Origin of the sequence: Dyadobacter sp. 3J3, from assembly GCF_009801115.1 — a bacterium.
Taxonomy (GTDB): Bacteria; Bacteroidota; Bacteroidia; order Cytophagales; family Spirosomataceae; genus Dyadobacter.
The window spans coordinates 171,261-192,944 of sequence record NZ_VTOL01000012.1 but is presented as its reverse complement, the minus strand read 5'-3'; the positions used below and the strand labels follow the sequence as shown (position 1 = coordinate 192,944).

The window sequence follows — 21,684 nt, the reverse complement described above, 5'->3', positions numbered from 1 at the left end:
GATTTGAGATCTAACAGGTAAGGCAGGGATAAAAATAAGGGAGGAAACAGATTTTTCTTTTTCCTCCCTTATTTTTAGATACTTATGTTTTAGAAATCAAGATTCGTCTCCGCTCGCGGATATTTTTCCAAACCTGTATTGAAATGTCAGGTTAACCAAACGGTTTGTTTGCTGCCACAACGAATTTTGCAGATAGGTATCGGTTGCAAGCTGACTTTTATATGCCCTGGAAAGAAAAATATCCTGAATGTTGAAGGAAAGTGTTGCTTTTTTTTCCAGTAAATCTTTTCGTAGTCCCATGTTTGCCACAAAAACACCTTGACGTGTACCCTGTGCAATCGCTCTCGGGCCTTCATAATTAACGTAAGCCGAAGCCTTGAAATCAAGCGGCAGCGACACAAATGCGTTCAGGTTTCCTGAATAACTCCACGTGCGGTTATCAATATTAGCCAATGCTGAAACAACTTCACTTCTAAAAAATCTGCCGCTTCCGTTGATCTTTAAAATATCGCCAAATTTTTGAGAAAAGTCAGTTTCAAATCCATAATTGAGCTCTTTTCCAATATTATCATATTGTGTCAGCGAAATTCCTTCTGCATTGATTGTTCTTAAACGTGTGATGGCATTGTTAGAATAATCCATAAAAAGTGAAGGGCCCCATCCACCATTTTCTTCATAATTAGAATAAGTCATTTCTGCCTTGTGCGTGAATTCCGGACGAAGATTTGGATTGCCGGTCTGGATATTTCTCGGATCTGAAACGTCGGTGTAAGGGTTGAGCCAATCCGCCTCCGGACGCTGCACGCGACGGCTATAATTTAATTTAATCAACGAATTATCATCCAGTTTTCTGCTTATTGCCAATGATGGCGAAAGTGTGAGGAAATTAACAGAAAAATCTCTTCCGGCACTGATCTGATCTATTTCCTGATCCGAATCCGTTAATCTCATACCTGCGCGGAAACCCCAGAGATCGGTTTTTTGGGAAAAATTCATGTAGCCAGTGTAAACAGAATTTTTATATCCGAAGATGTTACTGATGTTATTATCGAATTCAAAATTGCCCGACTCAGCATTCAGCAGGTAAAAATTATTGGTGTTATCGTTGGTGTTGAAACGGGTACGAAATCCGACTTCAAATGTAGCTTTGGTGGTGATAGGTAAGGTAAAGTCTGTATTCAGAAAAAGTGATTTGCTTTTGCCCGTCCTCCTGTTTTGCTGATATTTTGATAAACTGTCTACATCATCAACCTGATCATACATCGAATTATTTTTAGATTCTCCTTCTGAATAATTAGCTGTAAAAGTAAGGAGCTCATCTTTTTTATTGAATTTCCGACGATAGTCAAAGCTTGTGCTCAGGTTATTTCCGTTGCCTTTACTCTGATTAATTCTGTCAAAATGATCCAGAACCTGGCCGGTTAGAAGTGTAGAATTATTAACCAGATCACTTTTGGTATTGCTTTGGTCGCGGGAATAATTTACACTAAGCTCAACGCTGTTTTTATCATTGATGTCGTAATTGGCACCGAAACGGCCGAAGAGATTTTTATTCTTGTTATTTCCGGTTCCGCGCTGTTCCAGTCGGGACGGCTCATCACCCAGAAAGTTATCCCGGTTTAATCTCCGCTTCCAGAACATGTTCCGGTTTTGAGCGTTAAGTGAAGCATTTAAACCTAATTTTCCTGCTCGGTAATTAATATTTCCGGATGCATTATTATTGTTTTTCAAACCCAGACTTGTCCGCGCACCGCCATTCAGTCCGCGTATTTTATTCTTTTTGGTAATAATATCAATAACTCCCGAAGCGCCGTCGCCTTCATATTTTGCGGAAGGTGTGGTAGAAACGTCGATACGTTCAATTAATTCCGCGGGGAAAGATTGTAAAACCGTTGGAAGGTCACTGCCATAAAGTGTGGACGGTTTTCCATCGATCAAAACAATCACATTTCCTTTTCCCCGTACCTGCGGATTTCCATTTTCGTCAAGGGATACAGAAGGTAATTTTGTCAAAAGATCACTCACATTATTACTGCTGGCAAGCATATCCTTTCCAATCGTGATCATCTTTTTATCAATATCTTCAACAATCATCGCCTTCTCGCCCATGATCACAACTTCATTCAGTTTTTGAGAAGAAACAACAATGGTAAGCGTTCCCAAATCTGTAATATTAGATTCTGTCGCCACGCTGATGTTCGGGACAAAAAGCGTTTCGTAACCCATGTTTGTTATCCGAAGAATGTAATTTCCTGGCTTTACATCAGGGATGGTAAAAACACCTTTTTCATCTGTAATCGCTCCGCTGGTCACACTGGAATCTTTGGCTAGTAAAACAGCGACGGTGGCAAAACTTACAACTTCATGTTTTGGAGCTTCAACTACTTTTCCAATAAGTTTTCCACCATCCGGCCCATATTTTAACCGATTTGAAGCGAAGGTTTGAAAGGAAATATTTGTGAAAACCAGCGTCATGAATAAAAGGGCTGGAAGTCGTTGAGTGGGGGATAAATTTTTAAACATTATATTTTTTAAAGTTATCAGGGGTAGGAATTATTAGGATACTAAATTGTTAAAAGGCATTAAGTGCCTGAAATATACTCGTTAAAGTGAATGACAGGCTAAAATTATGAACGGTACTTTTTTGATTTTAATTGTACAAAATTATAAAAAAAGTAAGATTACTAGTATTTTAATTGGTAGTTGAATTATCTTGCATAGTTTTTAAATTATTTTAATAAAGAATTCTTAAATCTGACAAAATGAAACGTTTTCTCTTGACAGTACTCTGCTCCTTGTGGTTCTGTACTACTTGGGCACAGCCTAATATCATTCCAAAACCAACCCAGATGCTTGTTGCAAAAGGAGAATGGGTACTTGGATCAAAAGCCAAAATCGGTGCACCGGCTGATGCCAAATGGACAAAGGTGGCGGAAATGCTTGCCGGACAAATTAATAAGGCCAGCGGATATACTTTGAAAACAGTAAAAGGAAAAGGTGATATTTCATTGGTTCTTTCATCGGATGCGAGTTTGGGTGAAGAAGGATATCGTTTGTTGTCTACACCAAAGGGTGTGACAATTCAGGCTCAAACTGCCAAAGGAGCTTTTTACGGTATGCAGTCTTTGTTGCAGCTTTTACCTGTTGAAGTTTTCAGTCCAAAAGTGGTTGGTAATGTCAAATGGGTTGTCCCTTATGTCACGATCAAAGATGTTCCGCGTTATTCATACCGCGGATTGATGCTGGATGTGGGTCGTCATTTTATGCCGGCTGAATTTGTAAAAAAGTATATTGATATGATTGCTTTGCACAAACAAAACCAATTTCATTGGCATTTAACGGATGATCAGGGATGGAGAATTGAGATCAAAAAATATCCTGAACTGACTACGATCGGCTCGAAACGTAAGGAAACGATGAAAGGTCATTATACCGATCAGAAATACGACGGAACGCCTTATGGTGGTTTTTACACACAAGAAGAAATTAAGGATGTTTTGAAATATGCCGAGGATCGCTTTGTCAATGTAATTCCTGAAATTGAGCTTCCTGGTCATGCTTTGGCTGCGCTGAGTGCTTATCCTAAACTGGGAAATAACCCGGACAAAATCTATGAAGTTGGTACGAAGTGGGGTGTTTATGACGATGTTTTCATGCCTCGTGAAGAAACTTTTAAATTTTTGGAAGATGTTTTGACAGAAGTTATTGATCTTTTTCCAAGTAAATATATCCACATTGGCGGGGACGAATGTCCGAAAACGCAATGGAAAGAAAGTCGTTTTGCTCAGGATCTGATCGAAAAGGAAAATTTGAAAGACGAACATGGTTTACAAAGTTATGTGATCAAACGCATCGACAAGTTTGTGACTTCAAAAGGCCGTCGTATCATTGGGTGGGATGAAATTCTGGAAGGCGGACTTTCGCCTAATGCAACCGTAATGAGCTGGAGAGGAACCGAGGGTGGAATTGCTGCTGCCAAAGAAGATCATGATGTGATCATGACACCAAATAATTTTGTATATCTGGATCACTACCAGGCGGATGCCAAAACGCAGCCAATCGCAATCGGAGGCTTTACGGATCTGGCAGAATCATATTCTTACGATCCAACGCCAAAAGAACTGACTGCTGAACAGGCAAAACATATTTTAGGTGTTCAGGGAAATGTGTGGACGGAATATATGCCGACATCGGATTATGTTGAATATATGGTTTTCCCACGCGGAATTGCATTAGCTGAAACAGGCTGGACTCCGGCTGATAAAAAGGATTTTGCTGATTTTAGCAAGCGTTTGGAAGTGCACAAAAAACGTCTTGATTATTTGGGCGTTAACTATTTCGGCGCTCCGATTAATGATAAATTCAAATACGTTTGGCCTGTTAAAAAGTAAGGTTTGATGGTTTATATTGAAAAAGGTATCCTGCTTGTCGGGATACCTTTTTTGTTATATTTACGTAGTCAATCAGTTAAGGTAATTATGGAAAAGAAGAAACAGATTAAAGTTTTTAAAACTTTTGAAGAGCTTGAAGATGATCAATTTCAGATTAATATTGAGATGTCTCTTCAGGAGCGATTCGATACTTTTCTAAAAATGATAATATTTCATCAACAGCTTTTTCCTTCCGAAAAAACACACTCAACTAAAAAGCGCATCATAATTTCAAAACCTGAATGGATTTAGAAGACAATGAATTTTTGAAATTTGTTAAAGCCGCAGGTGAAAATGATCTGGATTATTTGCTTATCGGAGGGTTAGCGCTTTCCATGCATGGAATTCATCGCTACACACGTGATGCAGATTTCTGGATTAAGCCAACAAACGACAATAAGGGAAAACTTATTAGTACTTTGGTTTCTCTTGGGTATGATGAGGAGGAAATTCAAGAGATTGAAGATTTAGACTTTACACAAGCCCAGATAGTTCGTTTGGAGGGGCCGATTGATATTTTAACATCGGTTCATTTCAGGATGGAGTATACTGAATGCCGCGAAAGAGCAAGAGAATTTATTTCAACAACGGGATTTAAAATTTATTTTTTTCACATTAATGATTTGAGGGAAAGTAAAATATTGGCGAGGCGCCCAAAAGATTTGAATGACATTTTGATGATAGACGATCTTTTGAGAAGGTTATCCGGAAATACTGATAATTAACCTGATTATGGAAAAGAGAAAACAGATTATTATATATAAGTATAAAAATGACCCGTACTTTGAATCATTACGAGAAGGGAAGATAGATACTCCGGAGGAGCGTTACATAAAGTTTTTCGAGAATAGAAGAAAGTTTAATGAGTTCATGGGTATAAAGAAAGACCCTAATGCTAAGAAGACGATTGTGATAAAAAAGGCTTATTGGTTTTGAATATTGTTATCTAAATTAAATTTGAAAAATATGAATGTCCAGTTTGTTTCAAATTCCAAGGGTAAAATTACCGCGGTTCAGTTACCATTAAAGGATTGGAAAGAGGTTGAAAAAAAGCTTGAAGCTTTTAATTTGGCGGCAAATATAAAGGCTGGTTTTAGAGAAATGGAGCAAATAGAAAATGGAGAAATCGAAGCAAAAACTCTTCAACAGTTTTTAAATGAGCTTTAAGAAAATTCTGACTCCCCTACCTAGTTATAAGTAATCAAAAAATAAAAAACCCACACCTTCCTTCCCTTCCCTCCAAACATTCTATTTTTGCAGAATGTATAAATATATTCTTTTACCGATCTTCTTCCGGTTCGATGCCGAGCGTATTCATTACTTCGTTTGTGAAATGCTGCAATTCGCCTTTAAAATCCCTGGTGTTCCGGCTTTGTTGAGAAGTTTGTACACGTTTGAACATCCTGATCTGGTGCAGGAAGTAGCAGGTTTGCGCTTTCGTAACCCGATTGGTCTGGCCGCAGGTTTTGATAAAAATGCAGAAATGGTCGATCAGCTCGAAGCTTTGGGTTTTGGTTATATTGAAATTGGAACGGTTACGCCGCGGCCTCAGCCGGGAAATGACAAACCTCGTCTGTTTCGTGTGAAAGAAGATAAAGGACTTATTAACCGGATGGGTTTTAATAATAAAGGTGCAGCTGTTGCCGCAGCAAAATTGCGTTACCGCAAATCAAAAATCCTGGTTGGAGGAAATATTGGTAAAAATAAGGATACTCCAAACGAACAGGCGCTTAGTGATTACATCATTTGTTTCAATGAATTATTTGAAGTTGTAGATTATTTTGTAGTCAATGTAAGTTCACCCAATACGCCGGGATTGCGTGATTTACAGGAAAAAGGACCGTTGACAGAAATTCTTCGTGAACTTCAAATTCGTAATAAACAAAGGCCAAATCCTAAACCGATATTTTTAAAAATAGCTCCGGATTTGACATTCAGTCAGTTGGATGATATTATCGATATTGTGAAAGAAACCGGAATTGCGGGCGTTATTGCTACAAATACGACGATAAGCCGTGCAGATTTGAAAACATCAAAACAAACGCTGGATAGTATTGGCGCTGGTGGATTAAGCGGACAACCATTGAAATACCGGGCTACTGAGGTAATTCGTTATCTTTGCGACAGGTCGGGAAATGCGTTTCCGGTTATCGGCGTTGGAGGAATTGCTTCTCCCGCAGATGCTTTGGAAAAACTGAACGCCGGAGCAAGTCTGCTGCAAATTTACACCAGCTTCATTTATGAAGGTCCTGGTGTAGTTAAGAAAATTTGCAAGGCTATGGTGGCAAAATAAAAGCCTGCCTGATTGAAAAAACAGAAAGCACTTCATACATTCATAAAAAATAAGCACCGGGATAAATGTCTGTAAATAAGCTTAGAGGAAATACACAACGAACGAGGACAGAAGAAGAAAGTGTAAGGCCCCGGTTCAGATTATCGCTGGATTGGGATAGTATATTTTCCAGCCCGAAGAGTACATTGGCCTGGGGTATCTTTTTCCTTTTGTCAGGAATAATCTTAGAAATATCTTTCATATCCTATATCGTCACCGGGTTGGCCGACCAAAGTATTGTGGATACGCTTGGACAGGAATCTATTCGTGATGCGGGCCGCCAGACACGTAATTTTTTAGGCGTATTAGGCGCTACATTTTCACATATTTTTGTTTACCGCTGGTTTGGAGTGGGCGCATTATTGCTTCCTTTCGTTCCAATTCTAGCCGGGTGGAAAATTGCTTTTGGAAAAGAATTATTGCCACTCACACGTGCTACACAGGAGGTTATTTTTTACACGCTTTGGGTAAGTTTGCTGATGGGCTATATTGTGCTCATGAGTAATACGGAAAATACGATGAGTTTTGCTTCGGGCGGTTTTGGCTATATGGTCAATGTCTGGCTTTTTGACTGGCTCAAATGGGGGAGTATCATCCCGATTTTCTTTGCACTATTTGTTTTTGCCGTGTACTTCTATGATGCCAAAACATTAATTGAAAACTGGCAGCGGAAACCTGAAAAAGAGGAGGAAACGGTTGTTGAAGAACCAGAAATTTTCAATAATCAGGTCAATTCAGATATTCCGGAGGTTGAAATGGAAGTTGAAAAACAACCTGTTAAAGAACCTGAATATGTTTCAGTTGTCAATGATACTTATGATGATGATGTCATAATTCCTCCCTTTGTTGCAGAACCTGAAAAAGAGGAAAAACAACAGAATGGGGTTCACGTGCTGGAAGTTTTGAATAAGGATGAGTTTGTAAAACCCAATGTAATTCTAAGTCCGGTAGTGGCGCCAGGAGCTGCTGTTGCGACGGATCTTGAACTGGAACTGGAAGTTTCGAGTGAAACAATTTTGCCGAAAGAAGTACGTGAAGTTGTGGATGATGAAGATGTTAACGCATCTATTCTGCGTGAATTCGGTCAGTATGATCCGATGCTGGATTTGCCTTCCTATCAATTCCCAACTTACAATTTGCTGAGTGATGTAATTGACAATCAGCATGAAAAGGTAACACAGGAAGAACTTGAAAGTAACAAAACCAAGATTGTAGAAACGCTTGGGAGTTACGGGATCAATATTTCAAAAATCAAGGCGACGATCGGGCCAACGGTTACGCTATATGAAATTATCCCGGAAGCGGGTGTCAGGATTTCCAAAATCAAAAATCTGGAAGGTGATATCGCGCTAAGTTTGGCAGCATTGGGAATTCGTATTATTGCGCCTATGCCGGGCCGTGGAACAATTGGTATTGAGGTGCCGAACAAAAATCGTGAAACCGTTTTTATCCGTTCGGTTTTGATGAACGAGCGTTTTCAAAAGTCGACTTATGATTTGCCGATTGTTTTAGGGAAAACGATTTCTAATGAGATCCATATCGCAGATCTGGCCAAAATGCCCCACTTGCTTATGGCCGGAGCCACCGGACAAGGAAAATCGGTTGGGTTAAATGTTATCCTTGCTTCTTTAATCTACAAAAAACATCCGGCAGAATTAAAGTTTGTTCTTGTCGATCCGAAAAAAGTAGAATTAACGCTTTTCAATAAACTGGAAAGGCACTTTTTGGCAAAATTACCTAACGCGGACGAAGCGATTATTACGGATACGAAAAAGGTAATTTTTACCCTGAATTCATTGTGTATTGAAATGGATTCACGTTATGATCTTTTGAAAGAAGCATCGGTAAGAAACCTGAAAGAATATAATACCAAGTTTGCACAGAGGCGGCTTAGTCCTGAAAAGGGCCATAAATTCCTGCCATATATTGTGTTGGTAATTGATGAGCTTGCGGATTTGATGATGACGGCTGGTAAAGAAGTGGAAACACCGATTGCCCGTCTGGCTCAGCTTGCCCGTGCGGTAGGAATTCACCTGGTTGTGGCTACGCAGAGGCCATCTGTAAAGGTTATTACGGGTTTGATAAAAGCCAACTTTCCGGCGCGTTTATCTTTCCGGGTTACGTCCAGTATCGATTCAAGAACGATTCTTGACATGGGTGGTGCCGAACAATTGGTTGGACAAGGAGATATGCTTCTTGCGATTAATTCAGAGGTGATCCGTTTACAATGTCCGTTTATTGATACAAGAGAAATTGAAGATGTCTGCGAATTTATTGGCGGACAACGCGGCTATGATGAGGCCTATGCCTTACCAGAATATGAAGGTGACGAAAGCTCTGAATCCAGAAGTGAAGTAAATACCGATGATTTTGACCAACTGCTCCCGGAAGCGGCACGGCTGATTATTACGCACCAGCAAGGAAGTACGTCCTTGATTCAGCGAAAAATGAAACTGGGCTATAACCGTGCAGGCAGAATTATGGATCAGCTGGAGTTGATCGGTGTTGTTGGGCCGTTTACCGGCAGTAAAGCCAGGGACGTCATGTTCCACGATTTAAGTCAGCTCGATGATCACATGAGATCCATGGGTATCAGCGGATAATTTCATTTACAAAATAGATAAATGGCTTTTGATATATGGAGGTAAAAAACGCTTATATCAAAAGTCATTTTTGTTTATAATAACAGTAAATATTAAATTTTAGAGGGCGATGGTGTAATATCAGTAAACAATCCTCATAGTACACTTTTCTACGTGTAGCTTCATACCGTATTTTAAACCAATAAATACTTAATGAAAAATAAACTTTGGTTGCCGCTTTTTTTATTTTCTATAAGTTTTTTGTCTTACGGTCAGAATAAAGAATCAAATCTCCCTGATGCCCTGACTTTTAATAATGGCTCCAAAGTTACCTCTGTGAAACAGTGGAATGCGAGAAGAGAAGAATTACTTCAAACTTTTCGCAACGAAATGTATGGCACTTCTCCAGGTCGGCCGAAAGACATGCGTTTTGAGGTTTTTGATAATGACAAAAATGCATTAGGAGGAAAAGCGACCAGAAAACAGGTGACGGTCCATATTCGGGAAAATGGAAAAGAAGCCAAATTTGATATCCTCATTTACATTCCAAACAAAGCCAAACATCCGGTTCCTGCGATCATTGGAATTAATTTTATAGGAAACCAAGCAGTCATTTCGGATCCTAAAATAAAATTGAGCGAAGCCTGGGTAGAAAGTAGTAAAAATTCACCGTGTGCAGTGAATGGAAAAGCTACGGACGCATGCCGTGGCAAAAATGCAAGTCAATGGCCTGTTGATAGTATTCTGGATGCCGGATTTGCGCTGGCCACGATTTACAGGGAAGAAATTGCTTCGGATCGGAAAGAAGAATCTTTTCAAACAGGTGTCCATGTTTTATATCCGGAACTTCAAAATCGGGAAGATAATTTCGGAACGGTCGCTGCCTGGGCCTGGGCTTTGAGCCGGGGAATGGATTATCTTGAAACCGATAAAGAAATTAATGCAAAAAAAGTTGCGGTTTTTGGTTTTTCAAGATTAGGAAAAGCGGCGTTGTGGGCGGGAGCAAATGATACCCGTTTTGCCATGGTAATCAGTAACGAATCCGGTGCTGGCGGAGCGAAATTATTCCATCGCGGCATAGGTGAAAATATTAGAAGATTGAATACCGTCTTTCCACATTGGTATGCGAAAAGTTTTAGAAAATACATGGATAAGGATACCTTACTGCCGTTCGATCAGCATCTTATCATTGATTTAGTAGCGCCTCGTCCCGTATACATCGCCAGTGCAGAAGGAGACAAAGGTTCTGATCCGGAAGGAGAATTTGCATCAACACTGGAGGCGGATAAGATCTATCGTTTCCTGAAAACAGATGGCCTGCCTGTGAAGGAAATTCCTGCGTTAAATAAGTCTGTTATGGGACAAATAGGTTATCATATCCGGTCCGGCGGGCATGATGTTACAAGTTTTGATTGGCATCAGTTTCTAATTTTCTCTAACTTACGTCTCCAAAAATAAAAACATCTAAACAACTAATCTTACAATATATCTCAATGCAAACAACTTCCTCGTCTGGTAAGGAAATTACCAAGGCCCGATTTACAGAAGACAGGTACCTGGTCACTCTCATTTTTGTCACCTCCCTTTTCATGTTCTGGGGTATTGCCATTACGATGGGTGATATCTTAAATAAACATTTTCAGACAGTATTAAGTCTTACCAAAACACAGTCGGCTTTTGTACAATTTGCGATTTTTGGTGCCTATGGTGTAATGGGTATTCCTGCCGGACTCTTTATGAAGCGCTTTGGTTATAAAAACGGCGTTCTTTTCGGGCTTTCACTTTTTGCTGGTGGTGCGTTCTTATTTGTTCCTGCCGCTGCGGCTGCTTCATTCCCGTTTTTCGGCATTGCCTTGTTTGTATTGGGTTGCGGAATTTCAACGCTGGAAACGGTGGCACATCCGTTTGTTGCGTCTTTGGGCGACCAGCGTACCAGTGATATGCGTATCAATTTTGCACAGGCTTTCAACGCTCTGGGTACAATCATCGGACCGTGGATGGGGTCTTATTTTCTTTTTGGAAACCATGTTCAGGGGAGCACAGATCTTACTTCGGTTAAGATGTTATATATCGCTATCGGAACTGTTATTGCTACAATTGCTGTGCTGTTTTCTTTCGTAAAAGTACCGGCATTGATCGATCCGCACGGGGCAGTGGCAAACCCTGATGGCACTAATGTGGACACGCATCCTGAAAAGGGCCTTTTTCAGCACAGGCATTTTAAATGGGCCGTGGTTGCACAATTTTTTAATGTGGCGGCGCAGGCCGGAACCTGGGCATTTTTCATCAATTATGGTCACGAGAAAATGGGATTCACGGATGCGGTTGCAAGTAAATGGATGATACTCTTTTTTGTGCTGATGCTCACTGGTCGTTTTGTAGGTACTTTCCTGATGAAATTCATTGCCCCGCCTAAATTGCTGGCAATTTTTGCAGCCTGCAACATCGTAATGTGTTTGGTGATCAGCCAAAGCTTTGGCTGGCCTTCATTTATCGCGTTACTGATGCTGAACTTCTTTTTCAGTATCATGTTTCCAACGATTTTCAGTTTGGGGTTAAAAAACCTGGGAGCGCACACACAACAAGCTTCATCATTCATTTCAATGGGTGTTGTAGGTGGAGCGCTGTTTCCATTTGCAATGGGTGCAGTAGCTGAACATGACGTCGCTGCGGCATATTATTTGCCGATAATCTGCTATTTCGTGATATTTTTGTTTGGTTATAAGTTTTACAAAGTTCAATAGTATTTAATGAAACTCTGGGGAATAGATTTAGGTGGCACAAAGATTGAATGTGCCGTATTGGATTCAGAAAATGATTTAGCGGTTGTTATCCGTAAAAGGCTGCCAACAGAATCGGATAAGGGATATGAGCATATTCTGTCCCAAATAAAAAAACTGATCGATTTAGTAGCCGAAGAAATAGGAGAGCGCCCGACCAAAATCGGTTTTGCAACTCCGGGTGTTTCTGAACCGGATACTAATCTGATGAAAAATTCAAACACAACCTGTCTGAATGGAAAACCGATGCAGAAAGACCTGGAAGAAATTCTTGGAATTCCTGTAAAACTTGCCAACGATGCCAACTCTTTTGCGCTTGCAGAAACTTTGATGGGTGCTGGAAAAGACTACCCGGAAGCAGAAGTTGTTTTTGGAGTGATCATGGGAACAGGTGTAGGCGGAGGATTGGTTGTCAATAAAAAGATCATTGGTGGTCATCACGGCATCGGCGGTGAATGGGGGCATAACATTCTGGAAGAAAATGGTAATGATTGTTATTGTGGAAAAAAAGGATGTGTTGAACAGGTTATTTCTGGCCCGGCCCTTGAAAGATTTTACCAGCAGCAAAGCGGCGAAAAATTATCTTTGAAAACGATTCTGGAAAGATACCAGGCAGGTACAGACGTTCATGCCGCAGCGACTATTGATCGTTTGCTGGAATATTATGGCCGTGCGATTTCTACATTAGTCAACGTTCTGGATCCAGGTCTGATCGTGATTGGCGGTGGCGTTGGAAACATTGATCTGCTTTATAACGAAGGTTACGAAAGAATCAAAAAATACATTTTTAACAACGGTGTAATCACAACGCCTATCCTGAAACCAAGTCTGGGAGATAGTGCCGGCGTTTTTGGCGCTGCCTTGTTGTAAATATTTGTAGGAATAAAAGTCCTGACTGTATTGTTGAAAGCCGCGAGGCCAAACAATACAGTCAGGATTTTGCTTGTTATTTTAAACCATTCTCCCACATCTTTGTCTAAATTTGCGTATCGTAAAAACCTGGCATACTTTTTAAAGAACTAGTTTAGAATTAAATTATTAATTATGAAAAGATTAAGAATCGTCTCATTTGTACTTTCAGTTATTTTATTTTCAGGTGCGTTGTTAACTTCTGCACAAGCTCAGGGAGATAAAAAATCAACTGCGATTTTGGATGCGATGAGTAATAAATATCAGAAAATAAAATCTTTCAAAGCGGTTTTTACTTACACGCCAGACGGTGGAAAACCATTGAAAGGTGATGCGACGGTAAAAGGAACGAAGTTTCGTTTGAAAATGGCCGGACAGGAAATTTTCAATGACGGGAAGTTGATGGCGACTTACATCAAGGAAACGAATGAGGTGAACCTTCAGGACTTCGATCCATCTGCGGGTGGTGATCTTGATCCTACCCGAATTTATTCTGCATATAAAAAGGGTTTCAAATATGCCTATTTGCAGGAGAAAAAAGAAGGTTCCAAGACTTTCGATGTGGTTGAATTGACGTCGACCGGTAAAAATAGTCAGGTTGATAAAGTTCAGATTGAGGTAAGTAAAGCTGATAACTCAATTAACAGCTGGAAAATATTCCAAAAGAACGGACAAAAAGTAACGTACAAAGTAGAGCAGTTTCAACCGGATGTAACGGTTGCTGATGCTTATTTTATTTTTAATTCAAAACAATTCCCGGGAGTTGAAGTAGTAGATTTAAGATAATTCCTGGCTGAGAATATCAGATAGATTTTAAAAAGAGAATAGAACCGAATAGTTCTATTCTCTTTTTTTGTGCCTTTAGTGAAGGATACAATTAATTAATTTATCAGATTCAGAAAAAATCATGCAACATTTACAGCCTAACTTTGTTTTAAGTTAGTAGTGCGGATGACGGGAAATTTTCCTTTGAATCCATAAATTTTTGAGTACAGTACATGTTGTTTCTTCAAATTTCGAAAATAGTGAACCCGATTTTTTCAAAATTGGACAAATGGTTTGACCTCGGTATAGGATTCGTGCCGAACATAATCATTGCTATTTTATTGTTGGTAATATTCCGGTATATGGCCGGATATGGAGGCCGGATTATGTCAAAAGGTTTAAGCCGGGCTTCACATAATGAAGCTTTGGTAAGCCTTGTTTCCTCTTTGACGCGCATTATTATCTTCACAACAGGTCTGTTTTTTGCCTTGGGAATACTGGGACTGGATAAAACAGTCACGTCACTTGTGGCTGGTGCAGGTGTTTTGGCGTTGGCGATTGGCTTTGCCTTTCAGGATTTGACAACCAATTTTATATCAGGTGCATTTATAGCAATTCAACGGCCGATTAAGGTAGGTGATATTATTGAGACCAATGGTTTTACCGGAAAAGTAAAGTCTATTAACCTCCGTTCCGTGATCATAGATAATCTAGCCGGGCAGCAAATAGAAATTCCGAGCAAGGATATCTTCCAAAAACCAATCACAAATTTTACCTATTCCGGTGAAAGAAGAGTGCAAATTGAATGCGGGATTTCATTTACCGAAGATCTTGGTCTGATTGAAAAAATAAGTCTACAGGCGATTCAATCCTTAGGTTTCCTAAGCTCCACGCGTCAGGTTGATTTTAGTTATACCAAATTTGGAACAAGCACGATTGATTTTCAGGTACAATTCTGGATTGATCAGGTGAAAATAGGCCCGGGATCAGCGAAAAGTGAGGCGATTAAGGCGTTGAAAACTGCTTTTGATATTCACGGGATTTCAATTCCTGTACGTGCGGCGGAAGTTGTGGGTGAAGTGAAGAAAGAGTAGTGGTTGTTTAATTAGAGTTTTGTGAATATTTCCTCTGTCACCCCTTCGGGGTTAAAACATTTCCCTAAGCCAATTTTCTATAATAATAACATCCCTTCGGGATTAATTTGGGCAGATTTTTGAATTTCTTTCAACGCTGATCCCTTCCCTTCGTGATTAGTGGGTTACAAAATAATTGCTATCAGAGTCTTTATTTTCCTCTAATAATTCCTTCTGACTAAAATCCCGACGGGATGATATTATTATAGCAAAAAGGATCTAATGCATTACGTCTTAGCCCTGAAAGGGCGTCATTGGCCAGATTAACCACCAAGGTTCCAAAAAATCAAAAATCCCGGCCCGGAAATTTTCCGGGCCGGGATTTAAAGCTAAAAGCAAATGGCTAAAAGCTAATTACTAATAACGGTAAGTATCTGCTTTGAAAGGACCTTCCGTTGGAACGCCGATGTAAGCAGCCTGTTCGTCAGAAAGAATTTCAAGTTTTGCACCAACGTGAGCCAGGTGGAAAGCAGCTACTTTTTCATCCAGACATTTTGGAAGAACGTAAACTTTTTTCTCGTAAGCAGCTGTGTTAGTCCAAAGTTCGATCTGAGCCAAAGTCTGGTTAGAGAACGAGCATGACATCACGAAAGATGGGTGACCCATTGCACAACCCAGGTTAACCAAACGGCCTTCTGCAAGAATGATAATATCTTTTCCTTCTACTGAATAGATATCAACCTGTGGTTTAATCTGAGATTTTGTAGAACCATAAGCAGCGTTCAACCAAGCCATATCGATTTCATTATCGAAGTGACCGATGTTACAAACTACTGCTTTATCACGCATATTAAGGAAATGCTTTTCAGTGATGATACGGAAGTTTCCAGTTGCGGTAACAATAATGTTAGCACGTGTAACAGCTTCGTCCATAGTTACCACTTCGAAACCATCCATTGCAGCCTGAAGCGCACAAATCGGATCGATTTCAGTAACTAAAACACGGCATCCAGCACCACGAAGAGATTCAGCAGAACCTTTTCCAACATCACCATAACCTGCTACAACGGCAACTTTACCCGCAAGCATCAAATCCGTTGCACGACGGATTGAATCTACAAGAGATTCTCGGCAACCGTATTTGTTGTCAAATTTAGATTTAGTAACTGAGTCATTTACGTTGATTGCAGGCAAATGAAGCGTACCATTTTTAAGGCGGTCGTATAGACGAAGAACACCCGTTGTAGTTTCTTCTGAAAGACCTTTGATGCCTTCGATCAATTCAGGGAATTGGTCAAATACCATGTTGGTAAGGTCACCACCATCATCAAGGATCATATTCAATGGCTGACGATCTTCACCGAAGAAAAGAGTTTGTTCGATACACCAGTTGAATTCTTCCTCGTTCATACCTTTCCAGGCATATACAGGGATACCCGCTGCTGCGATTGCCGCTGCTGCGTGATCCTGCGTTGAGAAAATGTTACATGAAGACCAGGTAACATCTGCACCCAAAGCTGTAAGTGTTTCGATCAAAACAGCAGTCTGGATTGTCATATGAAGACAACCAGCAACACGTGCACCTTTCAAAGGCTGTGATAGACCGTATTCAGCGCGGATTGCCATAAGACCTGGCATTTCTGCCTCTGCCAATGTAATTTCTTTGCGACCCCATTCGGCCAGCGTTATGTCTTTAACCTTGTAAGGAATGTACGTTGTTTCTGTTGACGTAGCCATTTTCTATTTGGATTTGTTATCTTTTGAATGATACAAAATTAAGTAGAAAAACCATCAGGATTAATATTTGTAGATGTTTATTGGGGTTTCGATTTAAAATTTGGATATTTTATCTATGTTGCCAATATAAATGACGATTTTCAAGCAATTGGAGCCTCTTGATACATGAAGCCTAGATATTTTGTCTACTGGCAATTTTTGTTATTCCCAAACTTTATAATTATAAGTCCGATAAGTTTCAGCTAAACATTGAAAATCAGCGTTATTAAAATTGAAAATAAATAAACTGAGGTGTGTTGTTGAAAATACCCAAATACAAAATACTTGCTATAAAGGCAGTATATAAGCTCCATCTAACCCAAAAAGGTCCTTGCGAAAATATTCTTGTGATTGCTCCGTTTTTTTGCAAATAATGAATACTTTCCATGAATACGATCAGACCTATTGCCGTAAAAAAAACTCTTCTTCTTTGACCCAGACAAATATTTTTCATGAAATATTCGGTACTGAAAAATTCATGAACCGTCGGCCAGCCGTTACCCAGACTTTTTACGACACTCCACATTACATCTGTATTGTGATAATCGGCTCGGAAAAATATCCAGGCAAATGTGACTAATGCGAATGTCAAAAGGGTTTGTATGAAAGTATTGATTTTTGGGAAAATCGAAATACGGCTAAATGATTGAAGAGATGCGCGAGGTTTGGCTGTGAACAATGCGAATATCAGGAAAAAACCGTGCAACGCGCCCCAGATTATATAATTCCAATTGGCTCCATGCCATAAACCGCTGACAAGAAAAACGATAAAAAGGTTTAAATAAGCACGGGATTTACCAACCCGGTTTCCGCCTAGTGGAATATATAAATAATCCCGAAACCAGGTTGAAAGTGAAATATGCCATCTTCTCCAAAATTCTGAAATACTGGTGGACGCATATGGCCGGTCAAAATTTTTCATCAAATCAAAACCCATAACCCGTGCAGAACCGATAGCAATATCAGAATAACCTGAAAAGTCACAGAAGATTTGAAAGGAGAAAAATACGGCAGCGGTGATTACGGACGGACCCGAGTAAACGGACGGATGATCAAAAACTTCATTGACGAACAAGGCAAGCCGGTCCGCAATAACGACTTTTTTGAACATACCCCAGGCCATCAGCAAAAGACCACTTTTTGCGTTTTGATAATTAAAATCGTGTTTGATATAAAACTGATGCAGAATGTTCTGAGGTCTTTCAATCGGGCCGGCCACTAGTTGCGGATAAAACATCACATAAAGTGCATAAATACCAAAATGTCGTTCTGCTTTTTGGTTTCCACGGTACACCTCAAACGTATAACTCATCGCCTGGAAAGTGTGAAATGAAAGTCCGACGGGAAGCAAAATATTCAATAGCGGTGAGTGGGTATCAAAATGTGTATTAAGGGTCGTCGCGAAAAAGTTATAATATTTAAAAACAGCCAATACGCCAATATTGGCAAAAATACTCATGATTAGAAACGGCTTTTTTTGTTTAAATTCTGCCTGTTCTATGAGTATACCTGCATAATAATCGATGACGATTGTGAACGCCAGGATTAGTATATAGATCGGCATGAATGCCATGTAGAAATAACAGCTCGCAGCCAAAAGCAGCATCCAGCGATACTTATGGTTTAATAAAAAATACAATACCGTTACGACAGGGAAAAAAATCAGGAATTCAATTGAATTAAATAACATAACTGAGAAGAAAATGAGTTAACGAATTAAATTCCAGCATTTACCAGGGCGTTTGCAACTTTTTCGGTACGGATATCTCTTGCTGGTCCTTTTAAATGAAACACGGTATCGAAAAATAAACTGTCGGGGTATACGGATTGTTCGGGAGTTGATAATAGAGGTGCATGCAGATTCATTTTTAAATTTCTGTCTAAGTCAGCAATTGCACTCCTTGAATTTTGGTAAAAACTTTCCGCAGCCGTTGGGTATTGAAAATAAACTTTGGCACCTTTTTTTCTAAATAAGTCAATAAATGTATTCAGACATTCGATTTGTTTTTGATTAAAAAATGATTCCATAATACCGCCATCATAGTGAACCTCATGAACATAGTTGTTGAGATGGCTTTTTATATCACCCTGTTTGGAGAATGCCTTTCTGAAATAAATAGAGTAGGGATCTTCAACCGTCGGTTTTTCGAAAATATTTTCAATCTTGGAAGGTGCCTGCAACCGGTGTAAAAGACTGGCTTTCCAGTTTTCCATCAGAGTTGAGGTGTCAGTAACAAAGGGTCTGTCTTCCGGAATGAAATCGACGACGGATAACTGAGATTCAATATCGCCTTCAGTCGAAATATCATATTCAAATGACATAATAACGATATCTCCTTTGTTGATATAATTAGCGGCGTCCGATAAAATAAAGCGAATTCCGAGAGGAGCAAGCAACGCCATGTTGACAACAGGAAGATTCGTTTTTGTACTGAGAATTTCTGAGTTTAAGCCAAAAGCAACATTCGAGCCGCCAATCAAAATAATTTTAGGAGATGAGATTGATTTCGCGTAAGCATGTTTGTCAACCAGGGCGGCAGTAAATGCGTTTTTAGCATATCTGGTCGTAATGACTCTATAAACGACTTCGATAAAGCCAAAGACAAGCAGAATTAACAGAATTATTTTGAATACGAAATTTTGTGTGTTGCTTAATTTCATTTGAACTTAGAAAGTGCATGTTTTAAATTCGAAAACGGAAACAATGGCTTGGTAGTATTTATTCTATTGAGTAGCGTATTTTTTTCGAATGGATGCAAAAATAAAAAGCACAGCCGAAACGACCGCGCTTTCTTTTTTCAAATTACAAGCAGTATTACCTAAACAGCCTTTAAGGGTAAATCAGGCAACTTTATATTTAAATTAAAACCGAAAAACTTTTGAAAATCGCTCCGATACGAACTGCGTCAAAAATACGGGCCTGTGTACCGCCGTGGTTTAGTACAGATTGTTCGTGAGACGTTACACACATTTCGCAACCATTAAGTGCTGAAACAACAAGGCTTAACAACTCAAAAAACTCTTTGCCAAGCACAGGATTTACCATAATGCTCATTTTGATTCCGGCAGGAGCGTTGTTGTAAAATTCTTTATCCATAAAATGTCTGAAACGATAGAATACATTATTTGCATTCATCAAAGACACACAGGCTGTAACTTCCGCAAGTTCTTTTTCGTCAGCGTTTTCTGCAATCGCAAGTTCTTCAATAGCAGAAATAAGTGCTGTGTTTTTCTCGTTAATAGCAACGGAAAGAGCGATCAATAAAGCTTCTTTACGATTGATATTCTGAGATTTTAAAACGTTACCGATGTTGATTTTCAAATCTTTAAGGTAACGGTGATCTAGTGCTGCCAGCTTGTTGATAAGTACGCTTTCAAATTCAGCAGGCAAATTGATTTCTTTATACAGAGAATCTTTCGTATTCCCTGTGGCTGCAAATGGATACATGTTGGTTGGATTGGAAGTGGAAGATGAAGCTTTTAGTTCACATTGAAGAGTTCACTTTAGTGCTTTTTGTTACAATTTCAGCAAATAATTAAAAGATCTCTCAACTATTTGCTGAAATTGCGACTGTTCGCTAAAAGCTAAAAGCTAAAAGCTATGCTAACGTAGCTTCTCCTTTAACCCAGTTGCAAGGACAAAGTTCGTCCGTTTGCAGAGCATCAAGTACACGAAGAACTTCGTCAACGTTACGTCCAACGGCAAGATCGTTTACTGAAACCCAACGAATAATTCCTTGTGGATCAACGATGTAAGTAGCGCGGTAAGCGATTTTTTCGTTTGCCTCAAGAATTCCCAATTCTTCTGCCAATGATTTTGAAGTATCAGCAAGCATAGGGAATTGAAGATCACGAAGATCGTCATGGTTTTTTCGCCAGGCCAGGTGAACATTTTCGCTGTCTGTTGAAGCACCGATAAGGATTGCATCACGGTCAGCAAAATCAGAAGTCTTTTTGTTGAATTCAGCGATTTCAGTAGGACAAACAAAAGTAAAGTCTTTTGGCCACCAGAACATCACCATCCATTTCTCAGCATTGATATGATCTTCAGAAGTGATATCGTAGAATTCATTACCTTTTTCAAGAGAAACTACTGAGATTTTTTTGAATTCAGGGAATCTTGATCCAACGGATACAATTGTATTTTTCATTGTTATTACTGTTTCTGTTATTTTGTATTATTTCTTGATACAAAACTAGTCAGAACCAGAACTCAAGGCAAGATTTTCTATGGTACAATTCTAAGCAATGCTTGAATAAAATAAATGAATTTATGTTTTCTATTGAAAAAGAAGTATCTATAAATTTTATCTATATATCCATCAATTTGTACTATATAATTATATTAATAAATTAGGTAATTATACTATATTAAGATAATTGTTCAGGATTTTCGAAATCTAATTTTTTATAAAGTTCTTGTGTGCTGATTATCTGATTAAAATCGAGACTTTTAAATGTGACGTAAGATGTTTATCCCCAGTCAAGAGAATGCCATCTTTTTGTAAGGTTAAGGCTACAAATGCAATGTCATTACTATCTACGCCAGAGGTTAATCGATCTGCCTCAATCCAAAATTTATCTTCTATGATCGATTCATTTATAAAATCAATCTGCTTGATGATTTCATAAAAAAGTGCAGTAGTCTGGTCTTCTGTAAGTTTGGAAAGTTTTAATATTTTGGGCTGATGTTTAAACATTTCAGCAATTGTATAATAGCAGCTGATACGGTTTATTTCCGGAAGAGGACTGAAAAGAATCTCTGCAATTTTATTATTGGGGAAATACATGCGCTGAATAATATGTTGGTATCAACGATAATATTCATTTGATAAAACGGCTGCGGTTTTTATTCCACCAGTTTTTATTTGCTTCCCGTGCAAGTTCCGAAGCCTGTTCTTCTGTTCCGCCATTTTCTGAAACAATTTCAAGAACATTGATATAATCTATAACCTTTTGAACAGCGGTCAAATTAATTGAGCCGTTAGCCTTGATTATAATATCCTGATTTTGACGTTCGATAATCATAAATTCCTT

The 21,684-nt window shown here is 39.2% G+C and carries 19 protein-coding genes; 11 read left to right on the top strand and 8 right to left on the bottom strand.

Translation table 11 applies throughout. The annotated features are described in order from the left end of the window. Positions 1-96: 96 nt before the first annotated feature. On the bottom strand, positions 97-2,523 hold the full coding sequence (locus FZF08_RS24045; protein ID WP_229216669.1) for an outer membrane beta-barrel family protein: 2,427 nt from the start codon (positions 2,521-2,523) through the stop codon (positions 97-99). A gap of 239 nt (positions 2,524-2,762) precedes the next feature. Here FZF08_RS24045 and FZF08_RS24040 point away from each other — a divergent pair, with 239 nt between their 5' ends. The 11 genes from FZF08_RS24040 (at position 2,763) to FZF08_RS23990 (ending at position 14,892) form a co-directional block, all read left to right on the top strand. Then, positions 2,763-4,391 carry a beta-N-acetylhexosaminidase gene (locus FZF08_RS24040; protein WP_159474638.1) on the top strand — a complete coding sequence of 543 codons (1,629 nt, stop codon included), beginning with the start codon at positions 2,763-2,765 and terminating at the stop codon, positions 4,389-4,391. An 87-nt stretch (positions 4,392-4,478) separates the two neighbouring features. Beyond that, positions 4,479-4,682: a hypothetical protein gene (locus tag FZF08_RS24035; RefSeq protein ID WP_229216668.1), complete on the top strand. Its 204-nt coding sequence runs from the start codon at positions 4,479-4,481 to the stop codon at positions 4,680-4,682. Then, positions 4,673-5,155 carry a DUF6036 family nucleotidyltransferase gene (locus tag FZF08_RS24030; protein WP_159474633.1) on the top strand — a complete coding sequence of 161 codons (483 nt, stop codon included), beginning with the start codon at positions 4,673-4,675 and terminating at the stop codon, positions 5,153-5,155. Before FZF08_RS24035 ends, FZF08_RS24030 begins: the two co-directional genes overlap by 10 nt. Before the next feature lie 241 nt (positions 5,156-5,396). Then, positions 5,397-5,597, top strand: a complete 201-nt coding sequence (locus FZF08_RS24025) for a hypothetical protein (protein ID WP_159474630.1) — start codon at positions 5,397-5,399, stop codon at positions 5,595-5,597. A gap of 94 nt (positions 5,598-5,691) precedes the next feature. Beyond that, positions 5,692-6,723 carry a quinone-dependent dihydroorotate dehydrogenase gene (locus FZF08_RS24020; RefSeq protein WP_159474627.1) on the top strand — a complete coding sequence of 344 codons (1,032 nt, stop codon included), beginning with the start codon at positions 5,692-5,694 and terminating at the stop codon, positions 6,721-6,723. Between the two features lie 65 nt (positions 6,724-6,788). Beyond that, positions 6,789-9,365 (top strand): DNA translocase FtsK, encoded by a 2,577-nt coding sequence (locus FZF08_RS24015; protein WP_159474624.1) that lies wholly within the window; start codon positions 6,789-6,791, stop codon positions 9,363-9,365. A 192-nt stretch (positions 9,366-9,557) separates the two neighbouring features. After that, entirely contained in the window at positions 9,558-10,802 is a 1,245-nt protein-coding gene (locus FZF08_RS24010) for a S9 family peptidase (RefSeq protein ID WP_159474621.1), read from the top strand. Positions 10,803-10,837: 35 nt separating this feature from the next. Beyond that, positions 10,838-12,088, top strand: coding sequence for an L-fucose:H+ symporter permease (gene fucP / locus FZF08_RS24005; protein ID WP_159474618.1), 1,251 nt, complete (start codon positions 10,838-10,840; stop codon positions 12,086-12,088). A 6-nt stretch (positions 12,089-12,094) separates the two neighbouring features. Further along, complete coding sequence (locus tag FZF08_RS24000) at positions 12,095-12,994, top strand: ROK family protein (protein ID WP_159474615.1); 900 nt, start codon at positions 12,095-12,097, stop codon at positions 12,992-12,994. Between the two features lie 174 nt (positions 12,995-13,168). After that, on the top strand, positions 13,169-13,819 hold the full coding sequence (locus FZF08_RS23995) for an outer membrane lipoprotein carrier protein LolA (RefSeq protein WP_159474612.1): 651 nt from the start codon (positions 13,169-13,171) through the stop codon (positions 13,817-13,819). A gap of 239 nt (positions 13,820-14,058) precedes the next feature. After that, positions 14,059-14,892, top strand: a complete 834-nt coding sequence (locus FZF08_RS23990; protein WP_229216667.1) for a mechanosensitive ion channel family protein — start codon at positions 14,059-14,061, stop codon at positions 14,890-14,892. Positions 14,893-15,288: 396 nt separating this feature from the next. On the opposite strand, the gene ahcY is transcribed toward FZF08_RS23990, so the two are convergent. The 7 genes from ahcY to FZF08_RS23955 all read right to left on the bottom strand — a co-directional run bounded on the left by ahcY (position 15,289) and on the right by FZF08_RS23955 (position 21,675). After that, complete coding sequence (gene ahcY, locus FZF08_RS23985; protein ID WP_159474606.1) at positions 15,289-16,608, bottom strand: adenosylhomocysteinase; 1,320 nt, start codon at positions 16,606-16,608, stop codon at positions 15,289-15,291. Positions 16,609-16,873: 265 nt separating this feature from the next. Continuing rightward, a complete protein-coding gene (locus FZF08_RS23980) occupies positions 16,874-18,337 on the bottom strand; it encodes an MBOAT family protein (protein WP_159474602.1) in 1,464 nt (487 codons plus the stop codon). A gap of 26 nt (positions 18,338-18,363) precedes the next feature. Further along, complete coding sequence (locus FZF08_RS23975) at positions 18,364-19,308, bottom strand: hypothetical protein (RefSeq protein WP_159474598.1); 945 nt, start codon at positions 19,306-19,308, stop codon at positions 18,364-18,366. A 196-nt stretch (positions 19,309-19,504) separates the two neighbouring features. Then, a complete protein-coding gene (locus FZF08_RS23970) occupies positions 19,505-20,095 on the bottom strand; it encodes a carboxymuconolactone decarboxylase family protein (protein ID WP_159474595.1) in 591 nt (196 codons plus the stop codon). A 151-nt stretch (positions 20,096-20,246) separates the two neighbouring features. After that, on the bottom strand, positions 20,247-20,798 hold the full coding sequence (locus FZF08_RS23965) for a peroxiredoxin (RefSeq protein ID WP_159474592.1): 552 nt from the start codon (positions 20,796-20,798) through the stop codon (positions 20,247-20,249). A 279-nt stretch (positions 20,799-21,077) separates the two neighbouring features. Next, positions 21,078-21,437, bottom strand: coding sequence for a PIN domain-containing protein (locus tag FZF08_RS23960; protein WP_159474589.1), 360 nt, complete (start codon positions 21,435-21,437; stop codon positions 21,078-21,080). A 34-nt stretch (positions 21,438-21,471) separates the two neighbouring features. After that, the gene (locus FZF08_RS23955; protein WP_159474586.1) at positions 21,472-21,675 is read right to left on the bottom strand and encodes a hypothetical protein; all 204 of its coding nucleotides are present in this window, start codon (positions 21,673-21,675) and stop codon (positions 21,472-21,474) included. Positions 21,676-21,684 lie beyond the last annotated feature (9 nt).

What these genes read in the sequence shown, in the direction of transcription:
- fucP (WP_159474618.1), top strand. Translation starts at nt 10,838, where the DNA reads ATGCAAACAACTTCCTCGTCTGGTAAGGAAATTACCAAGGCCCGATTT.
- FZF08_RS24035 (WP_229216668.1), top strand. Translation starts at nt 4,479, where the DNA reads ATGGAAAAGAAGAAACAGATTAAAGTTTTTAAAACTTTTGAAGAGCTT.
- ahcY (WP_159474606.1), bottom strand. Translation starts at nt 16,608, where the DNA reads ATGGCTACGTCAACAGAAACAACGTACATTCCTTACAAGGTTAAAGAC.
- FZF08_RS24030 (WP_159474633.1), top strand. Translation starts at nt 4,673, where the DNA reads ATGGATTTAGAAGACAATGAATTTTTGAAATTTGTTAAAGCCGCAGGT.
- FZF08_RS24025 (WP_159474630.1), top strand. Translation starts at nt 5,397, where the DNA reads ATGAATGTCCAGTTTGTTTCAAATTCCAAGGGTAAAATTACCGCGGTT.
- FZF08_RS23980 (WP_159474602.1), bottom strand. Translation starts at nt 18,337, where the DNA reads ATGTTATTTAATTCAATTGAATTCCTGATTTTTTTCCCTGTCGTAACG.
- FZF08_RS23995 (WP_159474612.1), top strand. Translation starts at nt 13,169, where the DNA reads ATGAAAAGATTAAGAATCGTCTCATTTGTACTTTCAGTTATTTTATTT.
- FZF08_RS23975 (WP_159474598.1), bottom strand. Translation starts at nt 19,308, where the DNA reads ATGAAATTAAGCAACACACAAAATTTCGTATTCAAAATAATTCTGTTA.
- FZF08_RS23965 (WP_159474592.1), bottom strand. Translation starts at nt 20,798, where the DNA reads ATGAAAAATACAATTGTATCCGTTGGATCAAGATTCCCTGAATTCAAA.
- FZF08_RS24040 (WP_159474638.1), top strand. Translation starts at nt 2,763, where the DNA reads ATGAAACGTTTTCTCTTGACAGTACTCTGCTCCTTGTGGTTCTGTACT.
- FZF08_RS23960 (WP_159474589.1), bottom strand. Translation starts at nt 21,437, where the DNA reads ATGTATTTCCCCAATAATAAAATTGCAGAGATTCTTTTCAGTCCTCTT.
- FZF08_RS23955 (WP_159474586.1), bottom strand. Translation starts at nt 21,675, where the DNA reads ATGATTATCGAACGTCAAAATCAGGATATTATAATCAAGGCTAACGGC.
- FZF08_RS24045 (WP_229216669.1), bottom strand. Translation starts at nt 2,523, where the DNA reads ATGTTTAAAAATTTATCCCCCACTCAACGACTTCCAGCCCTTTTATTC.
- FZF08_RS24000 (WP_159474615.1), top strand. Translation starts at nt 12,095, where the DNA reads ATGAAACTCTGGGGAATAGATTTAGGTGGCACAAAGATTGAATGTGCC.
- FZF08_RS23970 (WP_159474595.1), bottom strand. Translation starts at nt 20,095, where the DNA reads ATGTATCCATTTGCAGCCACAGGGAATACGAAAGATTCTCTGTATAAA.
- FZF08_RS24015 (WP_159474624.1), top strand. Translation starts at nt 6,789, where the DNA reads ATGTCTGTAAATAAGCTTAGAGGAAATACACAACGAACGAGGACAGAA.
- FZF08_RS24010 (WP_159474621.1), top strand. Translation starts at nt 9,558, where the DNA reads ATGAAAAATAAACTTTGGTTGCCGCTTTTTTTATTTTCTATAAGTTTT.
- FZF08_RS24020 (WP_159474627.1), top strand. Translation starts at nt 5,692, where the DNA reads ATGTATAAATATATTCTTTTACCGATCTTCTTCCGGTTCGATGCCGAG.